Source organism: Metaplanococcus flavidus, assembly GCF_042675885.1.
Classification (GTDB): Bacteria; Bacillota; Bacilli; order Bacillales_A; family Planococcaceae; genus Planococcus; species Planococcus flavidus.
The window spans coordinates 1-20,279 of sequence record NZ_JBHTKI010000006.1 but is presented as its reverse complement, the minus strand read 5'-3'; the positions used below and the strand labels follow the sequence as shown (position 1 = coordinate 20,279).

Below are 20,279 nucleotides of genomic sequence, written 5' to 3'. Positions count from 1 at the left end.
CTTTCATCTTACTTCACTACATAACCCAACGACCGAAGAATATTTTTCAGAAATAAATGCGTTGTAATAAATACATCTTCCCGCTCGGGTTCCTGAAAAAGATCATGGAATGCGCCGTTCCATTCTTTATAACTGAATTCTTTCAAATCCTGCTGCTTCAGCCAATTTTTCGAAACTTCTATATTCGTCACCAAATCTTTTTCCCCTGTATGGATAAATACTGGAATGTCAGGGAACTTCACTTTACCACCAGCTATCGACTTCATATAATCTTGCAATTCCCGATACCATTTCACCGTCACGATGGGCCGGTAAAGTTCATCATCACGTTCGACTTCTATGATGTCAGGATTGCGGGTCAAATCTTCAATCGACAAATCATGATTTATTTTTAAATTCGGCGCCAGTTTATGCAAGCCTGACAAGGCGCTGGAAATTTTCGAAGGGGTCTTGATGAGATGCAGCCAAGGCGAGGTGAATACGACTCCCGCAATGTTCTGCTGTACGCTGCTCAAATAGCTCATCACCAGCGTGGCACCAAAGCCATGGGCAATTATAAAGACAGGCAATTCATCCAATAGCGCGGCTTCCAGCATTTCGTCAATATCCTTTTCATAAGTTGCGAAACTGGCCATATGGGGTTTGTCGGAAGACCGGCTTTTACCATGCCCTGCCAAATCCCCCATAACGACATGAAATCCGGCTGAACGCCATTGCTCGATTTGCCAGCCGTATCGAAGATGATGTTCATATGCACTATGGACAAGCACGATCACGGCTTTCGCCTGTCCTTCAGCCTGCCATTTCCACATATTCCGCGTCCCCCTTCCGGTTATCTGCTTCTCATACTTCAGCTAAAAGTTGACCTTTCGTAAGGTTTTGCTACCATTAAAGATATCTTATCTTTATTAAAGGAGTTTTACCATGATTTACCCATACAAAGGCAAACACCCGCAAATAGACCCATCGGCTTTTATCGCCGACTTCACTACCATTACGGGTGATGTGACAATAGGAGCAGAATCCTCTGTCTGGTTCAATACAGTCGTGCGTGGTGATGTTGCTCCGACCGTCATCGGCAATAAAACCAATATCCAGGATCTGTGCATGCTCCACCAAAGCCCCAACAACCCATTGATCCTTGAAGACAATGTCACCGTCGGCCACCAGGTCACCCTCCACAGTTGCATCATCCGCAAAAATGCGTTGATCGGCATGGGATCGGTCATCCTGGACGGAGCTGAAATCGGTGAAGGCGCATTTATCGGCGCCGGCAGCCTCGTACCACAAGGGAAAGTCATACCGCCAGGAAAACTGGCATTCGGCCGCCCTGCCAAAGTGGTCCGCAATCTCAATGAAGATGACATCGCGGACATGGAGCGCATCGTCCGTGAATACGCAGAAAAAGCCGCTTATTATAAATCGTTGCAATAATAACAAAGCGCACAAGCCTAAGGGCTCGTGCGCTTTTTGTTTCGATTAAATTCCGGATTGTTCTTTCAACGCATCTGCTTTTTCTGTGCGTTCCCAAGGCAGATCCACATCTGTACGGCCGAAATGGCCATAAGCTGCCGTTTGCTTGTAAATCGGGCGGCGAAGGTCAAGCATTTTGATGATGCCTGCCGGACGCAGGTCAAAATTGCCGCGGACAAGATCGATGAATTGATATTCACTGATTTTGCCTGTTCCGAACGTATCGATTGAAATGGATACCGGATGTGCAACACCGATGGCATAAGCCAATTGCACTTCACATTTTTCCGCCAGGCCGGAAGCGACAATGTTCTTCGCTACATAACGGGCTGCATAAGCACCGGAACGGTCAACTTTCGTCGCGTCTTTACCGGAGAATGCGCCGCCGCCATGACGTGCATAGCCACCGTAAGTATCTACGATGATTTTGCGGCCAGTCAAACCGGCATCTCCCTGAGGTCCGCCAATTACGAAGCGGCCGGTCGGGTTGATGAAGTATTTTGTTTCATCATCCAGCAAATTTGCAGGAACAACTTCATCGATTACATATTCCTTAATATTGCGCTGGATTTGCTCAAGTGTTACTTCCGGGTGATGCTGAGTGGAAATAACAATTGTATCCACACGAACCGGTTTTTCATTTTCATCGTATTCAACTGTTACCTGGGTTTTGCCATCCGGACGCAGATATGGAAGAATTTCCTCTTTTCTCACTTCCGCAAGGCGTCTTGCCAATTTATGGGCAAGGCTGATCGGCAACGGCATCAATTCTTCTGTTTCATTGGTTGCGTATCCGAACATCAGACCCTGGTCTCCTGCTCCGATATCATCCAATTCTTTATCTGTCATCTGGCCTTCACGCGACTCAAGAGCAACGTTCACTCCGGCGGCAATATCCGGTGATTGCTCATCGATCGCCGTCAGGACAGCACTCGTTTCAGAGTCAAAGCCATATTTCGCGCGGGTATAACCAATTTCCTTAACGGTCTGGCGCACGACTTTCGGTATGTCTACATAAGTTGATGTTGTAATTTCGCCCGCCACGAGAACAAGGCCTGTGGTCACGGTTGTTTCGCACGCTACCCGTGCGTTCGGGTCTTCTGCGAGGATCGCGTCCAGGATTGCATCTGAGATTTGATCACAGATTTTATCCGGATGTCCTTCTGTTACTGATTCTGATGTGAATAATCGACGGTTTGTCAAAAAATGTTCCTCCTTATATCCTGCGAGATTGCTCTCGAAATTGATACGGTACTCGTTTTCCCATGTCAAGCCCGTTCCAAACAAGTTGGATTGAACTTCAAGCCGTTGTGGCCTTTGTACACGAGGATTAAGGGCATGGCATAAAAAAATCCCTCACTCATATATAAATGAGGAAAGGAGAAATCATCATAAGCACCTTTCACTCTTATCGTCCAAGGCCTAAGAGCCTTGCTTCAGGTTTGGCACCAGCGCTGCACGATGCAGCAGGTTGCCGGGTTTCATAGGGCCTGCCCCCTCCACCAGCTCGGAATAAGAGTATCCGTTCAATTTTTCATCATACGGAAACCATTATATGATGTCAACGGTTTTTAATATTTATTCTCAATAAATGCATGAAATCATTACATTAAGGGTATTAAATATGCACAAACGACGAATTTTCAATTCAACCCGCTTATTAGTATAGACTAATCGGGTTAATGTGTTATACTAATGTTCGAATATAACTCTTCCCCAATGCCTTGGGAATAACCGAAAAGGAAGGTACATATATGAACTCAGTTAACTTCGTCAGCGATTTAAAAGACCTATTAAATGGCCCTAATGTCAATACACAATGGTCGGTCCCACAATTAGTAGAGGCGGCAACTTCACGCGGCGAGGCAGTTTTGACCCGCGAAGGTGCAGTAAAAGCCGAAACTGGAAAATACACGGGTCGTTCACCTAAAGACAAGTATATGGTAGTAGAAGATATTTCGAAAGACAAAATTGACTGGGGTACTGTAAATCGTCCGATTTCTTCTGAAGTTTTCGAGAACCTGTATGCTAAAGTCCTTGCGCACCTCAAGCAAAAAGATGAACTTTTCGTTTTCAAAGGCTTCGCCGGTGCAGACCCGGAGTCGCGTCTGCACATCCAGACGATCAATGAATACGCGTGGCACAATCTGTTTGCCCATCAATTATTCATCCGTCCGTCTGCTGAAGAACTGAAAATCCATGATGCTGAATTCACAGTGGTCTATGCTCCTACTTTCCAGGCAAATCCAGTTATTGACGGCACAGATTCCGAAACTTTCATCATCGTTTCCATGGAAAAGAAAGTAATTTTGATCGGCGGCACTGAATACGCAGGCGAAATGAAAAAATCAATCTTCTCGATCATGAACTATATCCTGCCTGAAAAAGGCATCCTCCCGATGCACTGCTCGGCAAACGTTGGCCAGGACGGAGACGTCGCATTGTTCTTCGGTCTGTCGGGAACAGGCAAAACAACATTGTCTGCTGACCAGGACCGTAAATTGATCGGTGATGACGAGCATGGCTGGTCTGATAACGGTGTTTTCAATATCGAAGGCGGCTGCTATGCAAAAACGATCAACCTTTCCCGTGAAAACGAACCGCAGATTTTTGATGCAATCCGTTTCGGTTCGGTTCTTGAAAATGTTGTCGTAGATCCGGAAACACGCATTCCGGATTACGATGATGGGTCTCTGACGGAAAATACACGCGCAGCTTACCCGATTGATGCGATCGACAACAGCATCCATCCATCAATGGCTGGACATCCAAAAACGATCGTCTTCCTGACTGCTGATGCATTCGGCGTATTGCCGCCAATCAGCAAACTGACAAAAGAGCAGGCAATGTACCACTTCCTTAGCGGCTATACTTCAAAATTAGCCGGCACGGAACGCGGCATCACCTCTCCGGAAGCAACTTTCTCGACTTGCTTCGGCTCACCTTTCCTGCCGCTGCATGCAACGGTCTATGCTGAAATGCTCGGCAATAAAATCGACGAGCACGAAGTCGAAGTCTTCCTTGTCAACACAGGTTGGACCGGCGGAGTGTATGGAACAGGAAGCCGCATGAAACTATCTTACACCCGCACAATGGTTCGCGCAGCGATCAAAGGCGAGTTGCAAAACGTCAAGACAGAACAGGAAGCCGTATTCGGCCTCAGCATTCCACAGGAAATTCAAGGAGTGCCGACGGAAGTTCTAAATCCTCGTGATGCCTGGGCCGATAAAGAAGCTTACGATACAAAAGCAAATGAGCTGGCTAAAAAATTCCAGGATAATTTCAAGAAATTCGGCTCCGTTTCAGCTGACATCAGCGCTCAGGGCGGCCCGTTAACAAAATAATGAGCAAAAGCACATTCGGCAGTTTCGCCGGATGTGCTTTTTTGATGCTATTTTTTACTGTTTTTCTGTTTCTTTCATCCAATGTGCCAAAGCAGCAACCGTTTTCCGGTTTTCCGCTGGTGGGAAAAAATGATCATAGTCCGGAAAATACCAGGTTTCGTGCGGCTGGCCATTCAACTTCAAAGCCTCTTCGAGTAAATACGCCTGTGCCGGCAACACATTTTCGTCTCGCAGCCCGTGTATTATAAGCATGGGTGCGGTTGCTTCATCCAATCGCATGAGCGGATTTCTTTCCTCATAAGCAGTCAATGCTGTATTAGGGGTGCCGCCGTAAATCCGCTTCATCATCCGCCGCATATCCGGACGTTCTTTATAAGTCAGTACCGTATCCGTGACGCCGGACCATGTGACAAGTGATGTGATATCATCCCGCAGCACGGCGGTCCAAAGCGCCATAATGCCGCCTCTTGAAAATGCCAGCAGATGAACATTGCCATTGCAGAACTGTTTCAGCACATCCACCGCATGCACTGCGTCCCAGCGATCAGCACCCGCAAATTCATCCTTGCCTTCACCACCACGGTTGCCTCTGTAATAAGGCGCAAAAACGACAAAGCCCTGGGAAGCATATTGCGCAGCGCGTGCAGGCCGGACCATGCCAATCGACTGGATACCACCACGCAAATATAGCATACCGCTGTAATTCCCCGGTTTTTTCGGTTCAGCAAGCAGCCCTTTTACCCGCAATCCTTCCGACCAATAGATAATTTCAGTCAGTTTCACATGAGGATTCGGTGAAGGATATGCCCGCTTTGAACTAATCTTTCCATTTTCCATCCTTAATCACCCGTTCCATAATTTCTTTCATTCCTTCATCTTTCATCAGAAAACTATAAGCATTGTCCGGCTCCAATCGTTCCACCAAAACCGCTCCATTCGTTTCCATTCGTGTAATGTGGTCAATCGCAGAAACATGTCCTGTGAATACAGTTTTGCAGAATGGCGGATTGCCAAGCACAAGATATTCCGCAAACCATTCCAGCCCCTCGACCCTTCCGCCTGTTTCCTCGTAGACTTCCCGCTTTGCCGCATCAATCAGACTTTCGCCTGTCTCGACTTTACCGCCCGGAAACTCCAATCCCCGTTCGCTATGCTCTGTCAAAAGCCATTTATCTTCAAACTTCGCTATGATTAAGACGTGCCGGCTTTCAACAGGAAACACACCTCTTTCAAAAGACAGTTTGCACGGGTAACCATTCAAATCCGTATATTCCATTCCCCATCACTCCTGAACAAATAAAAAAAGCGCACACAAATGTAATCGTGTGCGCTTGTGTACTTCTATTTTACTTCTTTTCCCCAAGGAATGCAGAAAGCATCCATGAATGCTTCTCAAGAGACTGATGAATAGCGTTCAGCATATCTTCCGTCATATCATCACCGTCTTCAGCCGCAAGTTCCATTCCTTTTTTCAATGATTTCATGATCTTATCGTAATCTGAAATAACCGCCTCGACCATGTGATCCGAATCCTCTTTGCTTGTCGCTTCCTGAACAACCGACAGCTCCAACTGCTCTTTCATTGTAGCGACGGGCTTGCCGCCAAGTGCCAGCAACCGTTCCGCAATTTCATCCATATGCAAAGTCGCTTCATTGTATAATTCCTCAAACTTCACATGCAAGGTGAAAAATTGATGACCTTTAACATACCAGTGGAAATTATGCAACTTCGTATAAACCACCGACCATGATGCTACCTGTACATTCAATTCCTGATTTAATTCTTTCGACATCCAAAACCACTCTCCATTCAAATTAATAAGTTCTTCTACTTTATTAATACCTTTAAAGTCCCTACAATAAACATAAGAGTTTCCAATCTTATGGAAAGAAGAAGGCGATTACTATAAAAACTGTCCTGCTTAAAATATTCCGTTTCTACCAGCGATTCATCTCTCCCCTGTCTCCGCCCAGCTGCCGGTTTTATCCCACCTGCTCCCATTACGGGATCGAAGCTGTCGAAAAGCACGGAGCGCTGAAAGGCGGATATCTGGCAATCAAACGGATTCTCAGCTGCCACCCCTTCAATAAAGGCGGAGTGGATTTTGTACCCGAAAAATGGCCTCCAAAGAAATAATTTGGAGGTTTTTCTTGTGTTTAAAATTTTTTTACGGTAAGATACATTATGGAATTAAAACGTAATCGTTACATTTTGGAGGAATAATATGAAAAAATCAGCTTTATTCATTATATTATTTGTTCTGCTTGCCCTGGCAGCATGCGGAGCAGAAGAAACAAACGAAACAGACACTGAAAATTCTGCTGCAGGCAATGAGAAATTAGAGATCTTTACCACTGTTTATCCACTGACTTATTTCACTGAAAGAATCGGCGGCGATCAAGTGGATGTAACTTCCGTTTATCCTGCTGGTGCCAATGAGCATACCTTCGAACCGACGCAGCAGGATATGATTGCGATAGCTGAAGCAGACCTTATGCTTTACGTAGGTCTTGGCCTGGAAGGCTTCATGGAAAGTGCAAAAAATACACTCGACGGTGAAGCGGTGGAATTCTCAGCTTTGGCTGACTCCATCACCGATGAGCAATTGGATGCGGCACTGGCCCATGACGGTGTGAAGGAAAGTGAAGACGATCACGATGATCATGCGGAAGACGATGCGCATGATGAAGATGAAGAACACGCTGAAGAAAGTGGTCACGAAGGCCATGACCACGGTTCAACTGATCCGCATGTCTGGATGTCACCGAAACTCAGCCAGAATTTAGCGGATTCCATCAAGGATTCGCTGATTGCAAAAGATCCGGATAATACAGAGCTGTATGAAGCAAATCATGCCGAACTGATTGAAGAACTTGAAGGTTTGGACGACTCATTCAGCCAGCTCCACGAACACGTTACGAAGGATACATTTTTTGTCTCGCATGCCGCTTTCACTTATTTGTCCGAGCCGTACGGTTTTGAACAAGTCGCAGTTGCAGGGCTGAACAGCCAGGACGAACCATCACAAAAAGAGTTGACCGAAATCGTCGATCTTGCCCGCGAGAAAAACATTGAGTATATCGTTTTCGAGCAGAACGTTTCATCCAACCTGACAGAAGTTGTACAGAAAGAAGTTGGAGCGGAAGCAGTCCAAATGCATAATCTCGGTGTGTTGACGCAGGAAGATATCGACAATGGAGAAACCTATTTCACATTGATGGAGAAGAATCTGGAAGTACTGAAAACGATTCTTAAATAATCCCTATCAGCAATTGAAGGTCTATTTTCCAAAAATAAAAGCGCCCAATGGAAAATCATTGGACGCTTTTTTCTGTGCTTTCATTTTCAAATATCCTGGAAATACTTTCTCCCATTGTTCCAATATGGATACTCACTTCCGGCAAATGATAAAACGTGCTTGTCACATCAAACTCGGAAAATTCAGGACTTTCCGAAACGAGATAAACAGTTTTCCGTTGGCCAATGGCAATTCCCATTTCGATGTGGCTGCCTTTGCCGGCTGGCAGTATGACCACCAAAAAATCTGCTTCCAGCACTGCATTCCGCTCCAGCTCACCGTAGATTTGTAACTCATCGATTGTAGAAGCCCTTAAATTGGCTGTCCAATCGAATGTTTGGGTAAATCCCTTTTCGATTAACGAATTCGCAGCCGTCCTGACAGCCTCTTTATTCGCAAAACTTGAAGCGATATAGAATTTCTTCAAATGTATTTACTCCTCTCTTCTTCATTTAAAATGAGCGGCGGTTCTTCATCCCTTACGGCTTTCCGGAATGCACCAAGCAAAATAAGAAAAGCGATATTCAAGATCAACAGCAGGACTACCAGCACAATCGCCACTCCCTGCAGACTTTCAAATACAATAACTGTCAGAAGAGCACTTAGTGCAAGCATAACGAGGTTTGCGGGAATATAAATCATGAATAAACGCTGAGTACGTTGCGCTAATCCTTGCTCGCCATTCCGCTCTGCTATCTTTTTCAGCATTCTGAACAGATAGAAAGTCAGTACAAGTTCACCTGTGAATAAAAAATTGGAATAATAATACCAGGGGCCACTTTCAACAAGATTAAAATCGATGAATACAGAAGGAATCGAGAAAAAAATAAGAGCCATCGAGATATATGCAGCCGTTCTGCCATCATAAAAGAACTCTCCAATTTTGTAACATCCCGCAGCAATCAGAAAATAGCCTATGGGGTCAGCTAAAATGTCCACTCCGACCCGGATAGCGAGAAAAATGAAAACATACCCGTATAAAATCTGGCTTAATGATCCTTTCATTTACTCTCCCGCTCCTTTGTCTTCAATAATGGCTTTCACCTTTTTCCCGGTTAACTCGGGATTGTGATACAAAGAGACCTGTCCCTCCAGCAATCTGCCGTTTTCATCTTGCCCTTCAATCATCATCCAGGACTTCAAAACGAATTTCACATTGTCTTTATTCTGAAGTGAAAGGGCAAAACCTTCCCCTTTCGCCAAATGAATTGGGTATTCCAGATCCCGAAAATCTTCTCCACCGTTTTCATCGAGCCTTACTCCAATCCTTTCAATGAAATTAGTTTCATTAAAATGCTCATCCTTTTGAGGAATATGAATTTTCAAAGCCGATAATCCTTCATCCGGCAAGTGTGGGCTGAGACCAAGAATAGTCATTTGTTCTTCAGCCTCAAGATAGGAAACGTCCATTTCGTCATCTCCAGTGGACATCTGGGACAATCTAAAATCGCTCTGTACCTGGGGATGAATGATTACCTCCCCGATATCAACCACGAAATGCTGACCGTCAGACATATGAATGGTCATTTCATTGAAGATCAGTTTTTCTTTTAAACTTCTGATCTCATAGATATCAAAAGTAACACTGAGTGTCCTTAATTCATGAGGGCCAAAACGCTGCACGTAAGGAGTTTCTTCCATAAAGAAGCCATGAAAGCCATCTGCCGTTCCCGCTATATCCCCCAGTTCGACCATGTTGATCGTATTCTTATCACCTGTGTTCATTAAATAAGAAAACTGCATATGCAGTGAATCCTGTGCATACTCATCAATATAATGATCCAGAAAAACGGGCTGTTCCAATTGCTGTGAACTGGCATAGGTGCCCGCCGCAACCCATCCTAAAATAATTACCAGCAATATGCCAAAAAATATACGCGGACTCATGCAGCACCCCTTCTCTTTTTTTGGTGTTAAGTACTAAATAAATTTTTATAACATACTATACAGAAAGTTCCAATTTTATTTTATCATAAATTTCCCTGAATTCAGACACAAAATAAAGCCGGACTTTTAAAGTCCGGCTTCATCGATATTAACGTCATAGCCAATTCCTGCTTTATCCTGCAAAGTAATCTTCCCATTGATCACTTCAATCTCCGGCAAAATAATATCTTCTTTCCAAAAATAGCGGGAATCCGAAAAGTCACCAGGCAATACAATATCCGGCAGCGAAGCCAGCGCAAGATTATGCGCCTTGGAAACACCAAACTCCATCATGCCTCCGACCCACATTCCAACATTGTGGCGACGGCATAACTCGACAATCTTCAATGTTTCATTCCAGCCGCCGAGCCTCCCCATTTTAAGTACGATTATTTTTCCGGCCTGCATCTCAATCATGCGCTCCACATCATGGATGCCGGTGATGCTTTCATCCAGGCAAATCGGTGTTTTCATCTCACGATTTGCCCTTGCATGCAGCTTCCACTGCCGTTCACCAAACGGCTGCTCAATCAGCGCAAAACCCACATCATCGAATGTTTGAAGCCTTTCAAACGTCTCTTCGCTGAAGCCTCCATTGGCATCCGCAAAAAACAGTATTTCAGGATAACGCTCTACTACTCTTTTCAAAGCTTCCGCATCGGTTTGGGATGATATTTTAACTTTGATGCGGCTGTATCCTTTTGCAGCGACCTGTTCGATTTCATTCAACAGATTTCTAGAATCTGCAGCAACAACGACACCAGCCGAAATCTGCTTTTGAATTCCACCAATATACTGCCATAAGGAAACTCCTTCGAATTTTGCAAAAAGATCCCAAACAGCCATTTCAATCGCTGCTTTTGCCATATTATTGCCTTTAACACCCGCGAATAATTCCGCCACTTCTCCCGGTGCGTTCAATACTTTCTTCACCAATAACGGCTTCAATACCTGCTCCATGACAAACCTGCAGCTTTCTACAGTCTCTTCCGAGTACCAGGGGGTTGAGAATGCCACACATTCACCAAAACCTTCCAGGCCACCAGCTGACCTCACCGTCACAATAATCGATTCACGGTCAGCTACCGTCTGCAATGAAGTCACAAAAGGTTTATTCAATTCTTTTTGAATTCGGTGAAACTGGATTTCTTCTATTATCAAACCCATGTTTTCAACTCTCTTCTCAGCACTTTATTGGAAGCGTTGCGCGGCAAAGCCTCCACTTCCCTAATCGCTTTCGGAATTTTATAGCCCGCAATTCGGCCCGTCAGAAAATCTTTCAAGCTTTCAGTCGAAATTTCTTCATTCAATACAACAAAAGCCACCGGCACTTCGCCCCAAGTTTCATCAGGCATGCCGCACACACCCGCCTCACGGACTGCCGGATGCCCGAGCAGCACTTTTTCGATTTCCGCCGGATAGATGTTTTCGCCACCGGAGACAATCAGATCCGATCGCCGGTCGACGACAAACAGGAATCCTTCTTCATCCAAATAACCAATATCCCCCGTAGAGAACCAGCCATCATTCTGAACCTCACGCTCCGCATACTTGCCGATATATCCTGGTGTCACCTGAGGCCCGCGAATCAGGATTTCTGCTTTTTCCCCAGCCGCTGCATCAGTTCCGATTTTGATCTGATACAAGAATAATGGTTTTCCGGATGATCCAATTTTCCGTTTCGCATCTGCCGGCTGCAAGGTAGTCGTTTGTGATGATGTTTCTGTCATGCCATAAGTCTGCAAAACAGAAATACCGAATTTTTCCGCCCGTTCAATATACGAAACCGGAACCGGCCCGCCGCCTGCCAGCATTGATTTGAAATTCGGAGAAACCTCCAGATTTTCTGTTTCCAGCTGATTCAATACCCGCTCAAGCGTCACTCCAACGACCGACATATGGGTCACTGTTCCGGCACACAATTCCCTGGCACACGATTCTGCATCGAATTTCGGATGAAGCTGCACGCCCATGCCGTAGATAAGCGACCGCATCAAAATCGAAAAGCCGCTGATATGGAATAGCGGCATCACACAAAGCCATACATCATCAGGCGAGATACCGATATTCAATGCCGACGACACCGCACTCGAGAAATGGTTTTGCGCTGTTTGCCGTACCCCTTTCGGATAGCCAGTCGTGCCGGACGTATACATGATTGAAATTGTCCGGTCTTCCCGCCATTCTGCTATTGGAATAAATTCAGTCCGATTCCGATTTTTGATTTCACCGAAAAGGATTTTATTGTCGAAATCGACCTTCTCCTGCAAATCTTCGTCCACCAATAAAAAATCTGCCCCTGAATCGGCCAACTGATATTTCAACTCAGCTGCTGAAAGCCGCTCATTCAACATGACCATCTCGCAACCCGTATGGAGACATGCGTACATGATAAATACGGATTCCGGATGTGATTTCGCCAGAATTGCGACTCTCGTTTCATCAGTGATGCCAATAGAAACCAGTCGCTCCGCATATTCAATGGCAATCTTATTGATTTCTTCGAATGTCCACTCTTCCCTGCCATACGCTAAAGCCATGCGGCTGCCGCTCAAATGGGCACGTTGGCTTAGCCAGTTCGGATAACTCATTTCACAAAATTCCTTTCCACAAAGTCCGTAATCTAATTCCAGCTGATCATCTTAATATCTTTTAGATTTAATTGCCAAAAAAGCTGCCCCCGAAAGGACAGCTTTCAATTATTAATGATCAAGGGAAACGAGGGAATTGACCGAAATCAGGCTTGCGTTTTTCTTTGAACGCGTCGCGGCCCTCTTTCGCTTCATCAGTTGTATAGTAAAGCAAAGTTGCATCCCCGGCCATTTGTTGAAGTCCTGCAAGGCCGTCCGTATCAGCATTCATAGCCGCTTTAACAAAACGCAATGCAGTCGGGCTCATTTCGAGCATTTCTTCGCACCATTGAACGGTTTCGTCTTCAAGCTGGTCCAATGGGACAACTGTGTTGACTAAGCCCATATCAAGCGCTTCCTGTGCGTCATATTGACGGCACAAGTACCAGATTTCACGTGCTTTCTTATGGCCGATGATACGCGCCAAATAACCGGAACCATAACCGGCATCAAACGAACCGACGCGCGGTCCTGTCTGGCCGAAACGTGCATTATCTGCAGCAATTGTCAAATCGCATACGACGTGCAGTACATGTCCGCCACCAATTGCGTAACCTGCTACCATCGCTACAACCGGTTTCGGAATCACGCGGATCAAACGCTGAAGATCAAGTACGTTCAAACGCGGTATTTCGTCTTCTCCCACATAACCGCCATGGCCGCGTACTGATTGGTCGCCGCCTGAGCAGAAAGCTTTTTCGCCTTCACCAGTCAGGACAATAACGCCTACATCCGAATTATCGCGTGCGCGTGAAAACGCATCGATCAATTCGTGGACCGTTTTCGGACGGAACGCATTGCGCACTTCCGGACGGTTGATTGTAATCTTCGCGATCCCCTTAAAAGTTTCATATTTAATATCTTCATATGTACGTTCACTTACCCATTCACGTGTCATGATTTTCCTCCTAAATAATTTATATTCAAATACTCCACTACTATTGTAGCAAATTCAGCAGGTTTTTCCACATGTAACGCATGTCCCGCCAAAACTTCCCTGTGCACAGCTTTTGGCATAATACCAACCATCTCTTCCGCAATCGCCGTGAATTTTTCATCCAAACTTCCGGTAAGCAATAAAACCGGCAGGTCCAGTTGACGAATGGCTTGCCAATAAGAATCCTGCGCCCCTGTTCCCATACCGATCAGGCTGTTTGCCAGACCTATCGGGTTCTGCGCGAGCCGTTCTTCCCTGACAGCCATTTTTACCGATGTCGGCAAGGTTTCCTGTGTTTTAAACAACGGTACCTCTTCCCATCTATCAACAAACGCGGCGATTCCTTCAGAAACTATGTCTTTGGCGAGTTCCCCATCACTCTTTTTCCGGTCATTCTGCTGCGGTTCGGTCTCCAATCCCGGCGAAGCACTTTCCAGCACTAACGCCGAAAGCTTATCGGGAAATGCACAGGCATAAGCGAGTGCCACGCGACCTCCCATCGAATAACCGGCAAGAGAAAAGTTTTGCAGACCCATTCGCTCAAACAGCATCTCCAGATCTCTTAATTGCAATTCCACAGCATATCGCTCCTGATCTTTTGGACTGTCAGTTAATCCATGTCCGAGCAAATCAATCAGAACGATTTTATAACCTGCAAAATGAGGAACTAAATTGTGCCAGGTGGCGGTGCTGCCGGTGAAGCCGTGAAGAAAAACCAGCGTCTGTTCCTTATCTTCATTTAAAATTTCAATGTGATAATCGACGCCCTCGATTTCCAGCTTCATTGTCCATCCAACTCCTCAACCAGCCGATTCCACAATTCTCTGTGAACCCGCACATTCGTTTCCCGATCGGTAAACACTTCGATAATTTTCACAGGCTTTTGTTTGTCCTTGCGCAACGCCTCAAGAAATTGCCCTTTCGTCTCGACAGCTGCATAATCTGCATCATACATTCTGGCAGCGTCCTCAAACTTCAAACCTGTCGGTGTACCAAATAAATCCTCGAAATAGCGTTCTTCATTTGACTGCGGCAAATACGAAAAGATTCCGCCGCCATCATTATTCATTACCACGATCGTCAAATCCGTCTCCTGCATTTTTGAAGCGATCAAACCGTTCATATCATGGAGAAATGACAGATCCCCGATAAACAGGAACGCTGGCCGTTTTTTTACAGACTGCACGCCGAATGCTGTGGACACAACACCGTCTATACCATTTGCTCCGCGGTTTGCATAAATCATGATGTCGCACGCTGTCGACTTGAAATAAGTATCCGTATCACGGATCGGCATGCTGCTGCTGACAATCAGGTCACATTGGTCAAGTTCCTCAAATAGAACCTTCGCCAACACACCTTCATCCAATTTTTCATTGCAATGAACTTCTGCAAGCTGCCAGAATAATTCGGAAGCGGCTGTCCATTTTTTCGTATATAGATTATCCGCTTTTGTTTGAATTGGCAGTTCCCACAATCCTTCAGTTGATGCCTGAATATGGTGGGTTACTACTGATTGTGCGTCGCGCATCATCGGGGATTCGTCAAAAACAGCATAGATTTTGGGTTTTACCGAAGCCAGGAAAAGAGTTAGAGGCTTGGAAACCGGCTGTGGCCCTAAACGGATTACTGCATCCGGGACCATAGAACTCTTAAAACCGCTACTTTTCAGAATGGCGTCATAGCTGTCGATGATAAGATCTTTGCAACTTTCATCAATATTCGAACGAACATTTGACAATGGATCTGCAAGCACCGGCCAATTCAATTTCCGGATAAATGACCAGAACTCAGCTGGCATCTTCTCGGTCATCTCTCCAATTACGAGAAGCCCTTTTTCCGTTTGAATGGTTTCTACTAAAAATTCTTCAACTGGAGATGGCAGTTTGGATTCACCTTGCAAATGCTCTATGTCAGCTGAACTTTTATACTGCTGCTCGAAATCAAGCAGCAACGGTTCTCGAAACGGCACATTCAAATGTACCGGACCTCTTGGCTCGGACATAGCATTCTTAACTGACCGGTGCAGATGGCGCACCAAAAAATCCAGCCTGTTTTCTTCTTCGGGCATGGGTAAATCCACAGACCATTTCACATGCGAACCAAAAAGGTTAATTTGATTGATTGCCTGCGGTGCACCGACTTCACGAAGCTCATGCGGACGGTCTGCTGTAACGACAATCAATGGAATTCTTGCATAAAAAGCCTCGACAATAGCGGGGAAATAATTCGCCGCCGCAGTCCCCGATGTACATAGGAGCATCACCGGTTCACCAGAAGCCTTTGCCATGCCGAGCGCAAAATAAGCCGCTGACCGTTCATCAATCTGTCGATAGACGGTTAATCCTTCTTCTCTCATACATGCATAAGCCAATGGTGTCGATCTCGAACCCGGACTGATCACCACATTTTTTACTCCCTGGTTCACGAGGCTATGTGTGAACGCAGAAACATATTCGGTTAAATATTTACGATTCGTCACTCAATTGACCTCCCAACGCACGAAGCATCGGACGGAACTTCACCCAAGTTTCTGCGTACTCTGACTCTGGTGTGGAATCTTCGACTATTCCGCCCCCTGCATATAAATATGCTTTTTTTCCATCCATTAAAGCCGAACGGATAGCAACTGCAAATTCCCCATTGCCTTTTGCATCTATCCATCCGATGGGAGCGGCGTAAAAGCCCCTGTTCATAGGCTCGTACTGTCTGATCAGACTGAGTGCCGATTGTTTCGGCTCCCCTCCAAGCGCTGGTGTAGGATGAAGATCACGAACAAGATCGATTAAATTCGATCCTTGCTTTAATTCCCCTTCTACAGGTGTATAAAGATGTTGTATATCCCTTACCTTCATAAGTATAGGCTTTTTAGGAACAAATTGTCCGCTGCAATGAGCAGCGAATACCTTGCTGATCATATTCACTACATATTGGTGTTCCGATCGGTTTTTTGGGTCATTCAAAAGTTCATTGCCAAGTTCAGTGTCTTTCTCCACGGTCTTGCCCCGTGGAATGGATCCGGCCAGGCATGTGGATAAAGCCTGTCGATCTTCAACTTTCACAAGACGCTCCGGCGTGGCACCAAAAAAGAATTGCTCATCAGCTTCGAGTCCGAATAAAAAGCTCTCGGGCTGTTCTTTCGAAACCTGATATAGAGCAGATGAATGAGATAGCGGTTTATCAAAATCCAGTCTCAATACGCGGGCTATCACCACTTTATCAGCCTGTTTTGCTTTAATTATGCTCGTCACTTTTTCTATAGAAGAGAGATAAGAAGTTTTCTTTAACTCTTCTCTGCCGGTAACTACGGGTTTCTTATACGCTATAGGTTCAGATACTTGTGCGGCGTGGATCAGCTTATCTCTTTCTTTTCTCAGGGATTCAAATGCTTGGAAAGTATCTTCCTCTTTAGTAATCAGATGAATACTGACATATGCTCGGTCACTTTTAATTACCAACTGGAATGTCGGCACTGCAAAGTAGGATTCCGGAAATTTGTTCCATAAAGTATTCGCTTTATTTAACGGATCAAAAGAAAAACCACCAAATAGAATGGGTTCAACTGAGGGTTCTTCATTCACTATCTGCTTGCAAAGACTCTGCCAATTCCTCTTGACCTCTTCAAATCGGCCCTGATGATTAGAAATAGTTAATACATGTGCATGCCCGAGTCCTACCAGCGTGAAAGTTTTTTCCGGATTTTGCCAATAAAACCGCTTCCCTTGATATGCCTTTTCTCCAGCCTCAAAAAACGCTAACGCTGACATTTTTGAAACTTCAATGGTTTCTGTATAAAAACGGTATGCGATATACCGCGAGTTATCTTGTTTTTCGGCAGATGAATACTGTGATTCATTCATCAAATTACCTCCGTTTACATTGTTGCTCCTTAAATTCGGAACATGTTATCAATCTTTTTAGCATCTATCCTCTATCATACTCTTTTCTGCTAAAATCAGCACAACATTTGCTGTAATTCGTGCAATTTTGAAGTACAATATAATATGGAATAAATAGAGGAGAGATAATTCATGGCAACAACTTTACAAGCAGACAGCGGTTGGCGTGTCTGGTGGCAATTAACCCGCCCCCATACTTTAACAGCCTCTTTCGCTCCCGTTTTTCTGGGGACGATGATTGCAATAAGGGACAACCAGATTGATTGGCTGTTATTTACTGCTATGCTCATCGCCAGTCTTCTAATCCAAGCTGCGACAAATATGTTTAATGAGTATTATGACTTCGCCAGAGGTCTTGATAACGAAAAGTCCGTTGGAATTGGCGGCGCCATAGTACGCAATGGAGTCAAACCAAAAACCGTTCTCGGACTTGCTTTCCTTCTTTATATAATCGCAGGAATCCTTGGAATATATATATGTATGCAAACCAGTTGGTGGCTCCTTTTGGTTGGTGGTGTAGCGATGATTATAGGCTATCTGTACACTGGCGGTCCTTTCCCCATTGCCTACACACCATTTGGTGAACTTTTCTCCGGACTGTTCATGGGCTTCTTAATTGTAATTATCGCTTTTTATATTCAAACAGCAACAATTACAATAGACTCAATTTTACTTGCTGTCCCAAGCACTCTTTTAGTAGCTGCTATCATGATGGCTAACAATATCAGGGATATTGTTGGCGACGCTGCAAGCGGAAGAAAGACTCTGGCAATCCTTGCCGGTCGATCCGCAGCAGTAAATATTCTTCTCAGCTTCTTTGTTTTATCCTATGCTTGGGTAATGGCTCTAGTGGTGTCCGGAATGATTACACCCTGGTCCCTGCTGGTTTTCATCAGTGTCATCAAACCAATTAAAATTATTCGGATCTTCAAGACTCATACCGAACCATTAAAAGTCATGCCTGCTATGAAAGATACGGGTATAACAAATACACTATTTGCATTCTTATTGGCGATTGGCCTATTAATCGGCCACATCATTTAAAATCACACCAGCATCTCTTTTTAAGAGGTGCTTTTTTTCTCAAAATTTATCCTACTATTCTGTTTATGAACTTTCATTTTTGTTTCTATTTATCTTAAGCTAATCAAAACTTAAAAAACATTTTGAAGTTTTGATGATCTTATATATAAACATGATTGAACAAATAAAAAAACACCATGCATTTTTATGCATGGCATTTCTTTATTTTCTGATGACCCCTACGGGATTCGAACCCGTGTTACCGCCGTGAAAGGGCGGTGTCTTAACCGCTTGACCAAGGGGCCATTTACTGGCGGAGAAGGAGGGATTTGAACCCTCGCGCCGGTTGCCCGACCTACACCCTTAGCAGGGGCGCCTCTTCAGCCACTTGAGTACTTCCCCAGTATGGCTCCGAAGGTAGGACTCGAACCTACGACCATCGCATTAACAGTGCGGTGCTCTACCACTGAGCTACTTCGGAATGGTGGGCCTAAATGGACTCGAACCATCGACCTCACGCTTATCAGGCGTGCGCTCTAACCAGCTGAGCTATAGGCCCATTAAGTAATAGAATTTAATGGAGCGGGTGGGGGGAATCGAACCCCCATCATCAGCTTGGAAGGCTGAGGTTTTACCACTAAACTACACCCGCAAAAAATGGTGGGTCAGGACGGAATCGAACCGCCGACACTTAGAGCTTCAATCTAATGCTCTACCGACTGAGCTACTGACCCACAATATTTTTATAAAAATGGCGGTCCCGACCGGGATCGAACCGGCGATCTCCTGCGTGACAGGCAGGCATGTTAACCGCTACACCACGGGACCATTTGGTTGCGGGGGCAGGATTTGAACCTGCGACCTCCGGGTTATGAGCCCGACGAGCTACCGAACTGCTCTACCCCGCGATAATAATATATACGAAGATTTTTTATACTCATTGCTTATCGCTGATGACACCTGCATCGCCTTTGGCTGCTTCGGTGTTACTTCGCCGTCTTCGTACGGCTCGTTGCTCTACCCTGCGATAATAATATTTATTAATTGTCCACGCACATCTTTAAGAATATGGAGGAGGAAGAGGGATTCGAACCCCCGCGGGATTTGACTCCCCTGTCGGTTTTCAAGACCGATCCCTTCAGCCAAACTTGGGTATTCCTCCGAGATAATATATGATGGTGGACCTTGCAGGACTCGAACCTGCGACCGGACGGTTATGAGCCGTCTGCTCTAACCAACTGAGCTAAAGGTCCTTAAAAAGTGGCGGCAGAGGGGATCGAACCCCCGACCTCACGGGTATGAACCGTACGCTCTAGCCAGCTGAGCTACGCCGCCTGGATCTTTAAAAATATAATTGGTGGAGCCTAGCGGGATCGAACCGCTGACCTCCTGCGTGCAAGGCAGGCGCTCTCCCAGCTGAGCTAAGGCCCCGTAAAATGGTCGGGAAGACAGGATTCGAACCTGCGACCCCTTGGTCCCAAACCAAGTGCTCTACCAAGCTGAGCTACTTCCCGGACTTTCAATGCTGGATGTAAAAATATGGCGCGCCCGAGAGGACTCGAACCTCTAACCGCTTGATTCGTAGTCAAGTACTCTATCCAATTGAGCTACGGGCGCATCGTTAAGATGATGTTTCGCTTTTATCAAACAAATGGTGCCGAGGACCGGAATCGAACCGGTACGGTAGTCACCTACCGCAGGATTTTAAGTCCTGTGCGTCTGCCAGTTCCGCCACCCCGGCTTAGGGT

19 protein-coding genes, 15 tRNA genes and 1 riboswitch are annotated in these 20,279 nt (G+C 45.5%); of the genes, 5 read left to right on the top strand and 29 right to left on the bottom strand.

The window, feature by feature from the left end; genetic code table 11:
• Window positions 1-8: 8 nt before the first annotated feature.
• Window positions 9-812 (bottom strand): alpha/beta fold hydrolase, encoded by an 804-nt coding sequence (locus ACFQ1X_RS02735; protein WP_144838706.1) that lies wholly within the window; start codon window positions 810-812, stop codon window positions 9-11.
• A gap of 112 nt (window positions 813-924) precedes the next feature.
• Between ACFQ1X_RS02735 and ACFQ1X_RS02730 the strand changes: the two genes are divergently transcribed.
• Window positions 925-1,434, top strand: coding sequence for a gamma carbonic anhydrase (locus tag ACFQ1X_RS02730; RefSeq protein WP_144838704.1), 510 nt, complete (start codon window positions 925-927; stop codon window positions 1,432-1,434).
• A gap of 45 nt (window positions 1,435-1,479) precedes the next feature.
• On the opposite strand, the gene metK is transcribed toward ACFQ1X_RS02730, so the two are convergent.
• The gene (gene metK, locus ACFQ1X_RS02725; RefSeq protein WP_144838702.1) at window positions 1,480-2,676 is read right to left on the bottom strand and encodes a methionine adenosyltransferase; all 1,197 of its coding nucleotides are present in this window, start codon (window positions 2,674-2,676) and stop codon (window positions 1,480-1,482) included.
• A gap of 202 nt (window positions 2,677-2,878) precedes the next feature.
• Window positions 2,879-2,992: riboswitch (SAM riboswitch) on the bottom strand.
• Window positions 2,993-3,227: 235 nt separating this feature from the next.
• Between metK and pckA the strand changes: the two genes are divergently transcribed.
• Window positions 3,228-4,817, top strand: coding sequence for a phosphoenolpyruvate carboxykinase (ATP) (gene pckA, locus ACFQ1X_RS02720; RefSeq protein ID WP_144838700.1), 1,590 nt, complete (start codon window positions 3,228-3,230; stop codon window positions 4,815-4,817).
• Between the two features lie 54 nt (window positions 4,818-4,871).
• Here pckA and ACFQ1X_RS02715 read toward each other — a convergent pair whose 3' ends face one another.
• The 3 genes from ACFQ1X_RS02715 to ACFQ1X_RS02705 form a co-directional block, all read right to left on the bottom strand.
• A complete protein-coding gene (locus tag ACFQ1X_RS02715; protein WP_144838698.1) occupies window positions 4,872-5,654 on the bottom strand; it encodes an alpha/beta hydrolase family protein in 783 nt (260 codons plus the stop codon).
• The gene (locus tag ACFQ1X_RS02710) at window positions 5,635-6,093 is read right to left on the bottom strand and encodes an NUDIX domain-containing protein (protein WP_144838696.1); all 459 of its coding nucleotides are present in this window, start codon (window positions 6,091-6,093) and stop codon (window positions 5,635-5,637) included. Before ACFQ1X_RS02710 ends, ACFQ1X_RS02715 begins: the two co-directional genes overlap by 20 nt.
• A 70-nt stretch (window positions 6,094-6,163) precedes the next feature.
• Complete coding sequence (locus tag ACFQ1X_RS02705; protein ID WP_144838694.1) at window positions 6,164-6,610, bottom strand: Dps family protein; 447 nt, start codon at window positions 6,608-6,610, stop codon at window positions 6,164-6,166.
• Between the two features lie 113 nt (window positions 6,611-6,723).
• Between ACFQ1X_RS02705 and yidD the strand changes: the two genes are divergently transcribed.
• A complete protein-coding gene (yidD, locus tag ACFQ1X_RS02700) occupies window positions 6,724-6,954 on the top strand; it encodes a membrane protein insertion efficiency factor YidD (protein WP_379081425.1) in 231 nt (76 codons plus the stop codon).
• 88 nt (window positions 6,955-7,042) lie between these two features.
• Entirely contained in the window at window positions 7,043-8,077 is a 1,035-nt protein-coding gene (locus tag ACFQ1X_RS02695; protein WP_144838692.1) for a metal ABC transporter solute-binding protein, Zn/Mn family, read from the top strand.
• Between the two features lie 55 nt (window positions 8,078-8,132).
• On the opposite strand, the gene ACFQ1X_RS02690 is transcribed toward ACFQ1X_RS02695, so the two are convergent.
• The 9 genes from ACFQ1X_RS02690 to ACFQ1X_RS02650 form a co-directional block, all read right to left on the bottom strand.
• Window positions 8,133-8,543 (bottom strand): group-specific protein, encoded by a 411-nt coding sequence (locus ACFQ1X_RS02690; protein ID WP_144838690.1) that lies wholly within the window; start codon window positions 8,541-8,543, stop codon window positions 8,133-8,135.
• Entirely contained in the window at window positions 8,540-9,121 is a 582-nt protein-coding gene (locus tag ACFQ1X_RS02685) for a hypothetical protein (RefSeq protein ID WP_144838688.1), read from the bottom strand. The genes ACFQ1X_RS02690 and ACFQ1X_RS02685 overlap by 4 nt, the downstream gene beginning before the upstream one ends.
• Complete coding sequence (locus ACFQ1X_RS02680; protein ID WP_144838686.1) at window positions 9,122-10,003, bottom strand: hypothetical protein; 882 nt, start codon at window positions 10,001-10,003, stop codon at window positions 9,122-9,124. It abuts the gene before it with no gap.
• 126 nt (window positions 10,004-10,129) lie between these two features.
• On the bottom strand, window positions 10,130-11,209 hold the full coding sequence (gene menC / locus ACFQ1X_RS02675) for an o-succinylbenzoate synthase (RefSeq protein WP_144838684.1): 1,080 nt from the start codon (window positions 11,207-11,209) through the stop codon (window positions 10,130-10,132).
• Complete coding sequence (locus tag ACFQ1X_RS02670; RefSeq protein ID WP_144838682.1) at window positions 11,200-12,633, bottom strand: o-succinylbenzoate--CoA ligase; 1,434 nt, start codon at window positions 12,631-12,633, stop codon at window positions 11,200-11,202. Before ACFQ1X_RS02670 ends, menC begins: the two co-directional genes overlap by 10 nt.
• A gap of 118 nt (window positions 12,634-12,751) precedes the next feature.
• Entirely contained in the window at window positions 12,752-13,570 is an 819-nt protein-coding gene (gene menB / locus ACFQ1X_RS02665) for a 1,4-dihydroxy-2-naphthoyl-CoA synthase (RefSeq protein ID WP_144838680.1), read from the bottom strand.
• Entirely contained in the window at window positions 13,567-14,394 is an 828-nt protein-coding gene (menH, locus tag ACFQ1X_RS02660) for a 2-succinyl-6-hydroxy-2,4-cyclohexadiene-1-carboxylate synthase (protein WP_144838678.1), read from the bottom strand. The genes menB and menH overlap by 4 nt, the downstream gene beginning before the upstream one ends.
• The gene (gene menD / locus ACFQ1X_RS02655) at window positions 14,391-16,091 is read right to left on the bottom strand and encodes a 2-succinyl-5-enolpyruvyl-6-hydroxy-3-cyclohexene-1-carboxylic-acid synthase (protein WP_144838676.1); all 1,701 of its coding nucleotides are present in this window, start codon (window positions 16,089-16,091) and stop codon (window positions 14,391-14,393) included. Before menD ends, menH begins: the two co-directional genes overlap by 4 nt.
• On the bottom strand, window positions 16,078-17,469 hold the full coding sequence (locus ACFQ1X_RS02650) for an isochorismate synthase (RefSeq protein WP_144838674.1): 1,392 nt from the start codon (window positions 17,467-17,469) through the stop codon (window positions 16,078-16,080). Before ACFQ1X_RS02650 ends, menD begins: the two co-directional genes overlap by 14 nt.
• A 171-nt stretch (window positions 17,470-17,640) precedes the next feature.
• On the opposite strand from ACFQ1X_RS02650, the gene ACFQ1X_RS02645 reads away from it, so the two are divergent.
• Entirely contained in the window at window positions 17,641-18,552 is a 912-nt protein-coding gene (locus ACFQ1X_RS02645) for a 1,4-dihydroxy-2-naphthoate polyprenyltransferase (protein WP_144838672.1), read from the top strand.
• Between the two features lie 212 nt (window positions 18,553-18,764).
• On the opposite strand, the gene ACFQ1X_RS02640 is transcribed toward ACFQ1X_RS02645, so the two are convergent.
• The 15 genes from ACFQ1X_RS02640 to ACFQ1X_RS02570 form a co-directional block, all read right to left on the bottom strand.
• Window positions 18,765-18,836: transfer RNA gene (locus ACFQ1X_RS02640), tRNA-Glu, on the bottom strand.
• A gap of 6 nt (window positions 18,837-18,842) precedes the next feature.
• Window positions 18,843-18,933: transfer RNA gene (locus ACFQ1X_RS02635), tRNA-Ser, on the bottom strand.
• 4 nt (window positions 18,934-18,937) lie between these two features.
• A tRNA-Asn gene (locus ACFQ1X_RS02630) sits at window positions 18,938-19,012 on the bottom strand.
• Between the two features lies 1 nt (window position 19,013).
• Window positions 19,014-19,090, bottom strand: a tRNA-Ile gene (locus ACFQ1X_RS02625).
• 19 nt (window positions 19,091-19,109) lie between these two features.
• Window positions 19,110-19,183, bottom strand: a tRNA-Gly gene (locus tag ACFQ1X_RS02620).
• A 6-nt stretch (window positions 19,184-19,189) separates the two neighbouring features.
• Window positions 19,190-19,265 (bottom strand) — tRNA-Phe (locus tag ACFQ1X_RS02615).
• An 18-nt stretch (window positions 19,266-19,283) separates the two neighbouring features.
• Window positions 19,284-19,359: transfer RNA gene (locus ACFQ1X_RS02610), tRNA-Asp, on the bottom strand.
• 3 nt (window positions 19,360-19,362) lie between these two features.
• A tRNA-Met gene (locus tag ACFQ1X_RS02605) sits at window positions 19,363-19,439 on the bottom strand.
• A gap of 161 nt (window positions 19,440-19,600) precedes the next feature.
• Window positions 19,601-19,693, bottom strand: a tRNA-Ser gene (locus ACFQ1X_RS02600).
• A 14-nt stretch (window positions 19,694-19,707) separates the two neighbouring features.
• Window positions 19,708-19,784, bottom strand: a tRNA-Ile gene (locus ACFQ1X_RS02595).
• A gap of 8 nt (window positions 19,785-19,792) precedes the next feature.
• Window positions 19,793-19,866: transfer RNA gene (locus ACFQ1X_RS02590), tRNA-Met, on the bottom strand.
• 20 nt (window positions 19,867-19,886) lie between these two features.
• Window positions 19,887-19,962 (bottom strand) — tRNA-Ala (locus ACFQ1X_RS02585).
• Between the two features lie 6 nt (window positions 19,963-19,968).
• A tRNA-Pro gene (locus ACFQ1X_RS02580) sits at window positions 19,969-20,045 on the bottom strand.
• A 26-nt stretch (window positions 20,046-20,071) separates the two neighbouring features.
• Window positions 20,072-20,148, bottom strand: a tRNA-Arg gene (locus ACFQ1X_RS02575).
• A 35-nt stretch (window positions 20,149-20,183) separates the two neighbouring features.
• Window positions 20,184-20,272, bottom strand: a tRNA-Leu gene (locus ACFQ1X_RS02570).
• Window positions 20,273-20,279: the final 7 nt, after the last annotated feature.

Excerpts from the sequence above, each read along its gene's own strand:
- ACFQ1X_RS02735 (WP_144838706.1), bottom strand. The coding sequence starts at position 812 with ATGTGGAAATGGCAGGCTGAAGGACAGGCGAAAGCCGTGATCGTGCTT.
- ACFQ1X_RS02730 (WP_144838704.1), top strand. The coding sequence starts at position 925 with ATGATTTACCCATACAAAGGCAAACACCCGCAAATAGACCCATCGGCT.
- pckA (WP_144838700.1), top strand. The coding sequence starts at position 3,228 with ATGAACTCAGTTAACTTCGTCAGCGATTTAAAAGACCTATTAAATGGC.
- ACFQ1X_RS02715 (WP_144838698.1), bottom strand. The coding sequence starts at position 5,654 with ATGGAAAATGGAAAGATTAGTTCAAAGCGGGCATATCCTTCACCGAAT.
- ACFQ1X_RS02710 (WP_144838696.1), bottom strand. The coding sequence starts at position 6,093 with ATGGAATATACGGATTTGAATGGTTACCCGTGCAAACTGTCTTTTGAA.
- ACFQ1X_RS02705 (WP_144838694.1), bottom strand. The coding sequence starts at position 6,610 with ATGTCGAAAGAATTAAATCAGGAATTGAATGTACAGGTAGCATCATGG.
- ACFQ1X_RS02695 (WP_144838692.1), top strand. The coding sequence starts at position 7,043 with ATGAAAAAATCAGCTTTATTCATTATATTATTTGTTCTGCTTGCCCTG.
- ACFQ1X_RS02685 (WP_144838688.1), bottom strand. The coding sequence starts at position 9,121 with ATGAAAGGATCATTAAGCCAGATTTTATACGGGTATGTTTTCATTTTT.
- ACFQ1X_RS02680 (WP_144838686.1), bottom strand. The coding sequence starts at position 10,003 with ATGAGTCCGCGTATATTTTTTGGCATATTGCTGGTAATTATTTTAGGA.
- menC (WP_144838684.1), bottom strand. The coding sequence starts at position 11,209 with ATGGGTTTGATAATAGAAGAAATCCAGTTTCACCGAATTCAAAAAGAA.
- ACFQ1X_RS02670 (WP_144838682.1), bottom strand. The coding sequence starts at position 12,633 with ATGAGTTATCCGAACTGGCTAAGCCAACGTGCCCATTTGAGCGGCAGC.
- menB (WP_144838680.1), bottom strand. The coding sequence starts at position 13,570 with ATGACACGTGAATGGGTAAGTGAACGTACATATGAAGATATTAAATAT.
- menH (WP_144838678.1), bottom strand. The coding sequence starts at position 14,394 with ATGAAGCTGGAAATCGAGGGCGTCGATTATCACATTGAAATTTTAAAT.
- ACFQ1X_RS02650 (WP_144838674.1), bottom strand. The coding sequence starts at position 17,469 with ATGAATGAATCACAGTATTCATCTGCCGAAAAACAAGATAACTCGCGG.
- ACFQ1X_RS02645 (WP_144838672.1), top strand. The coding sequence starts at position 17,641 with ATGGCAACAACTTTACAAGCAGACAGCGGTTGGCGTGTCTGGTGGCAA.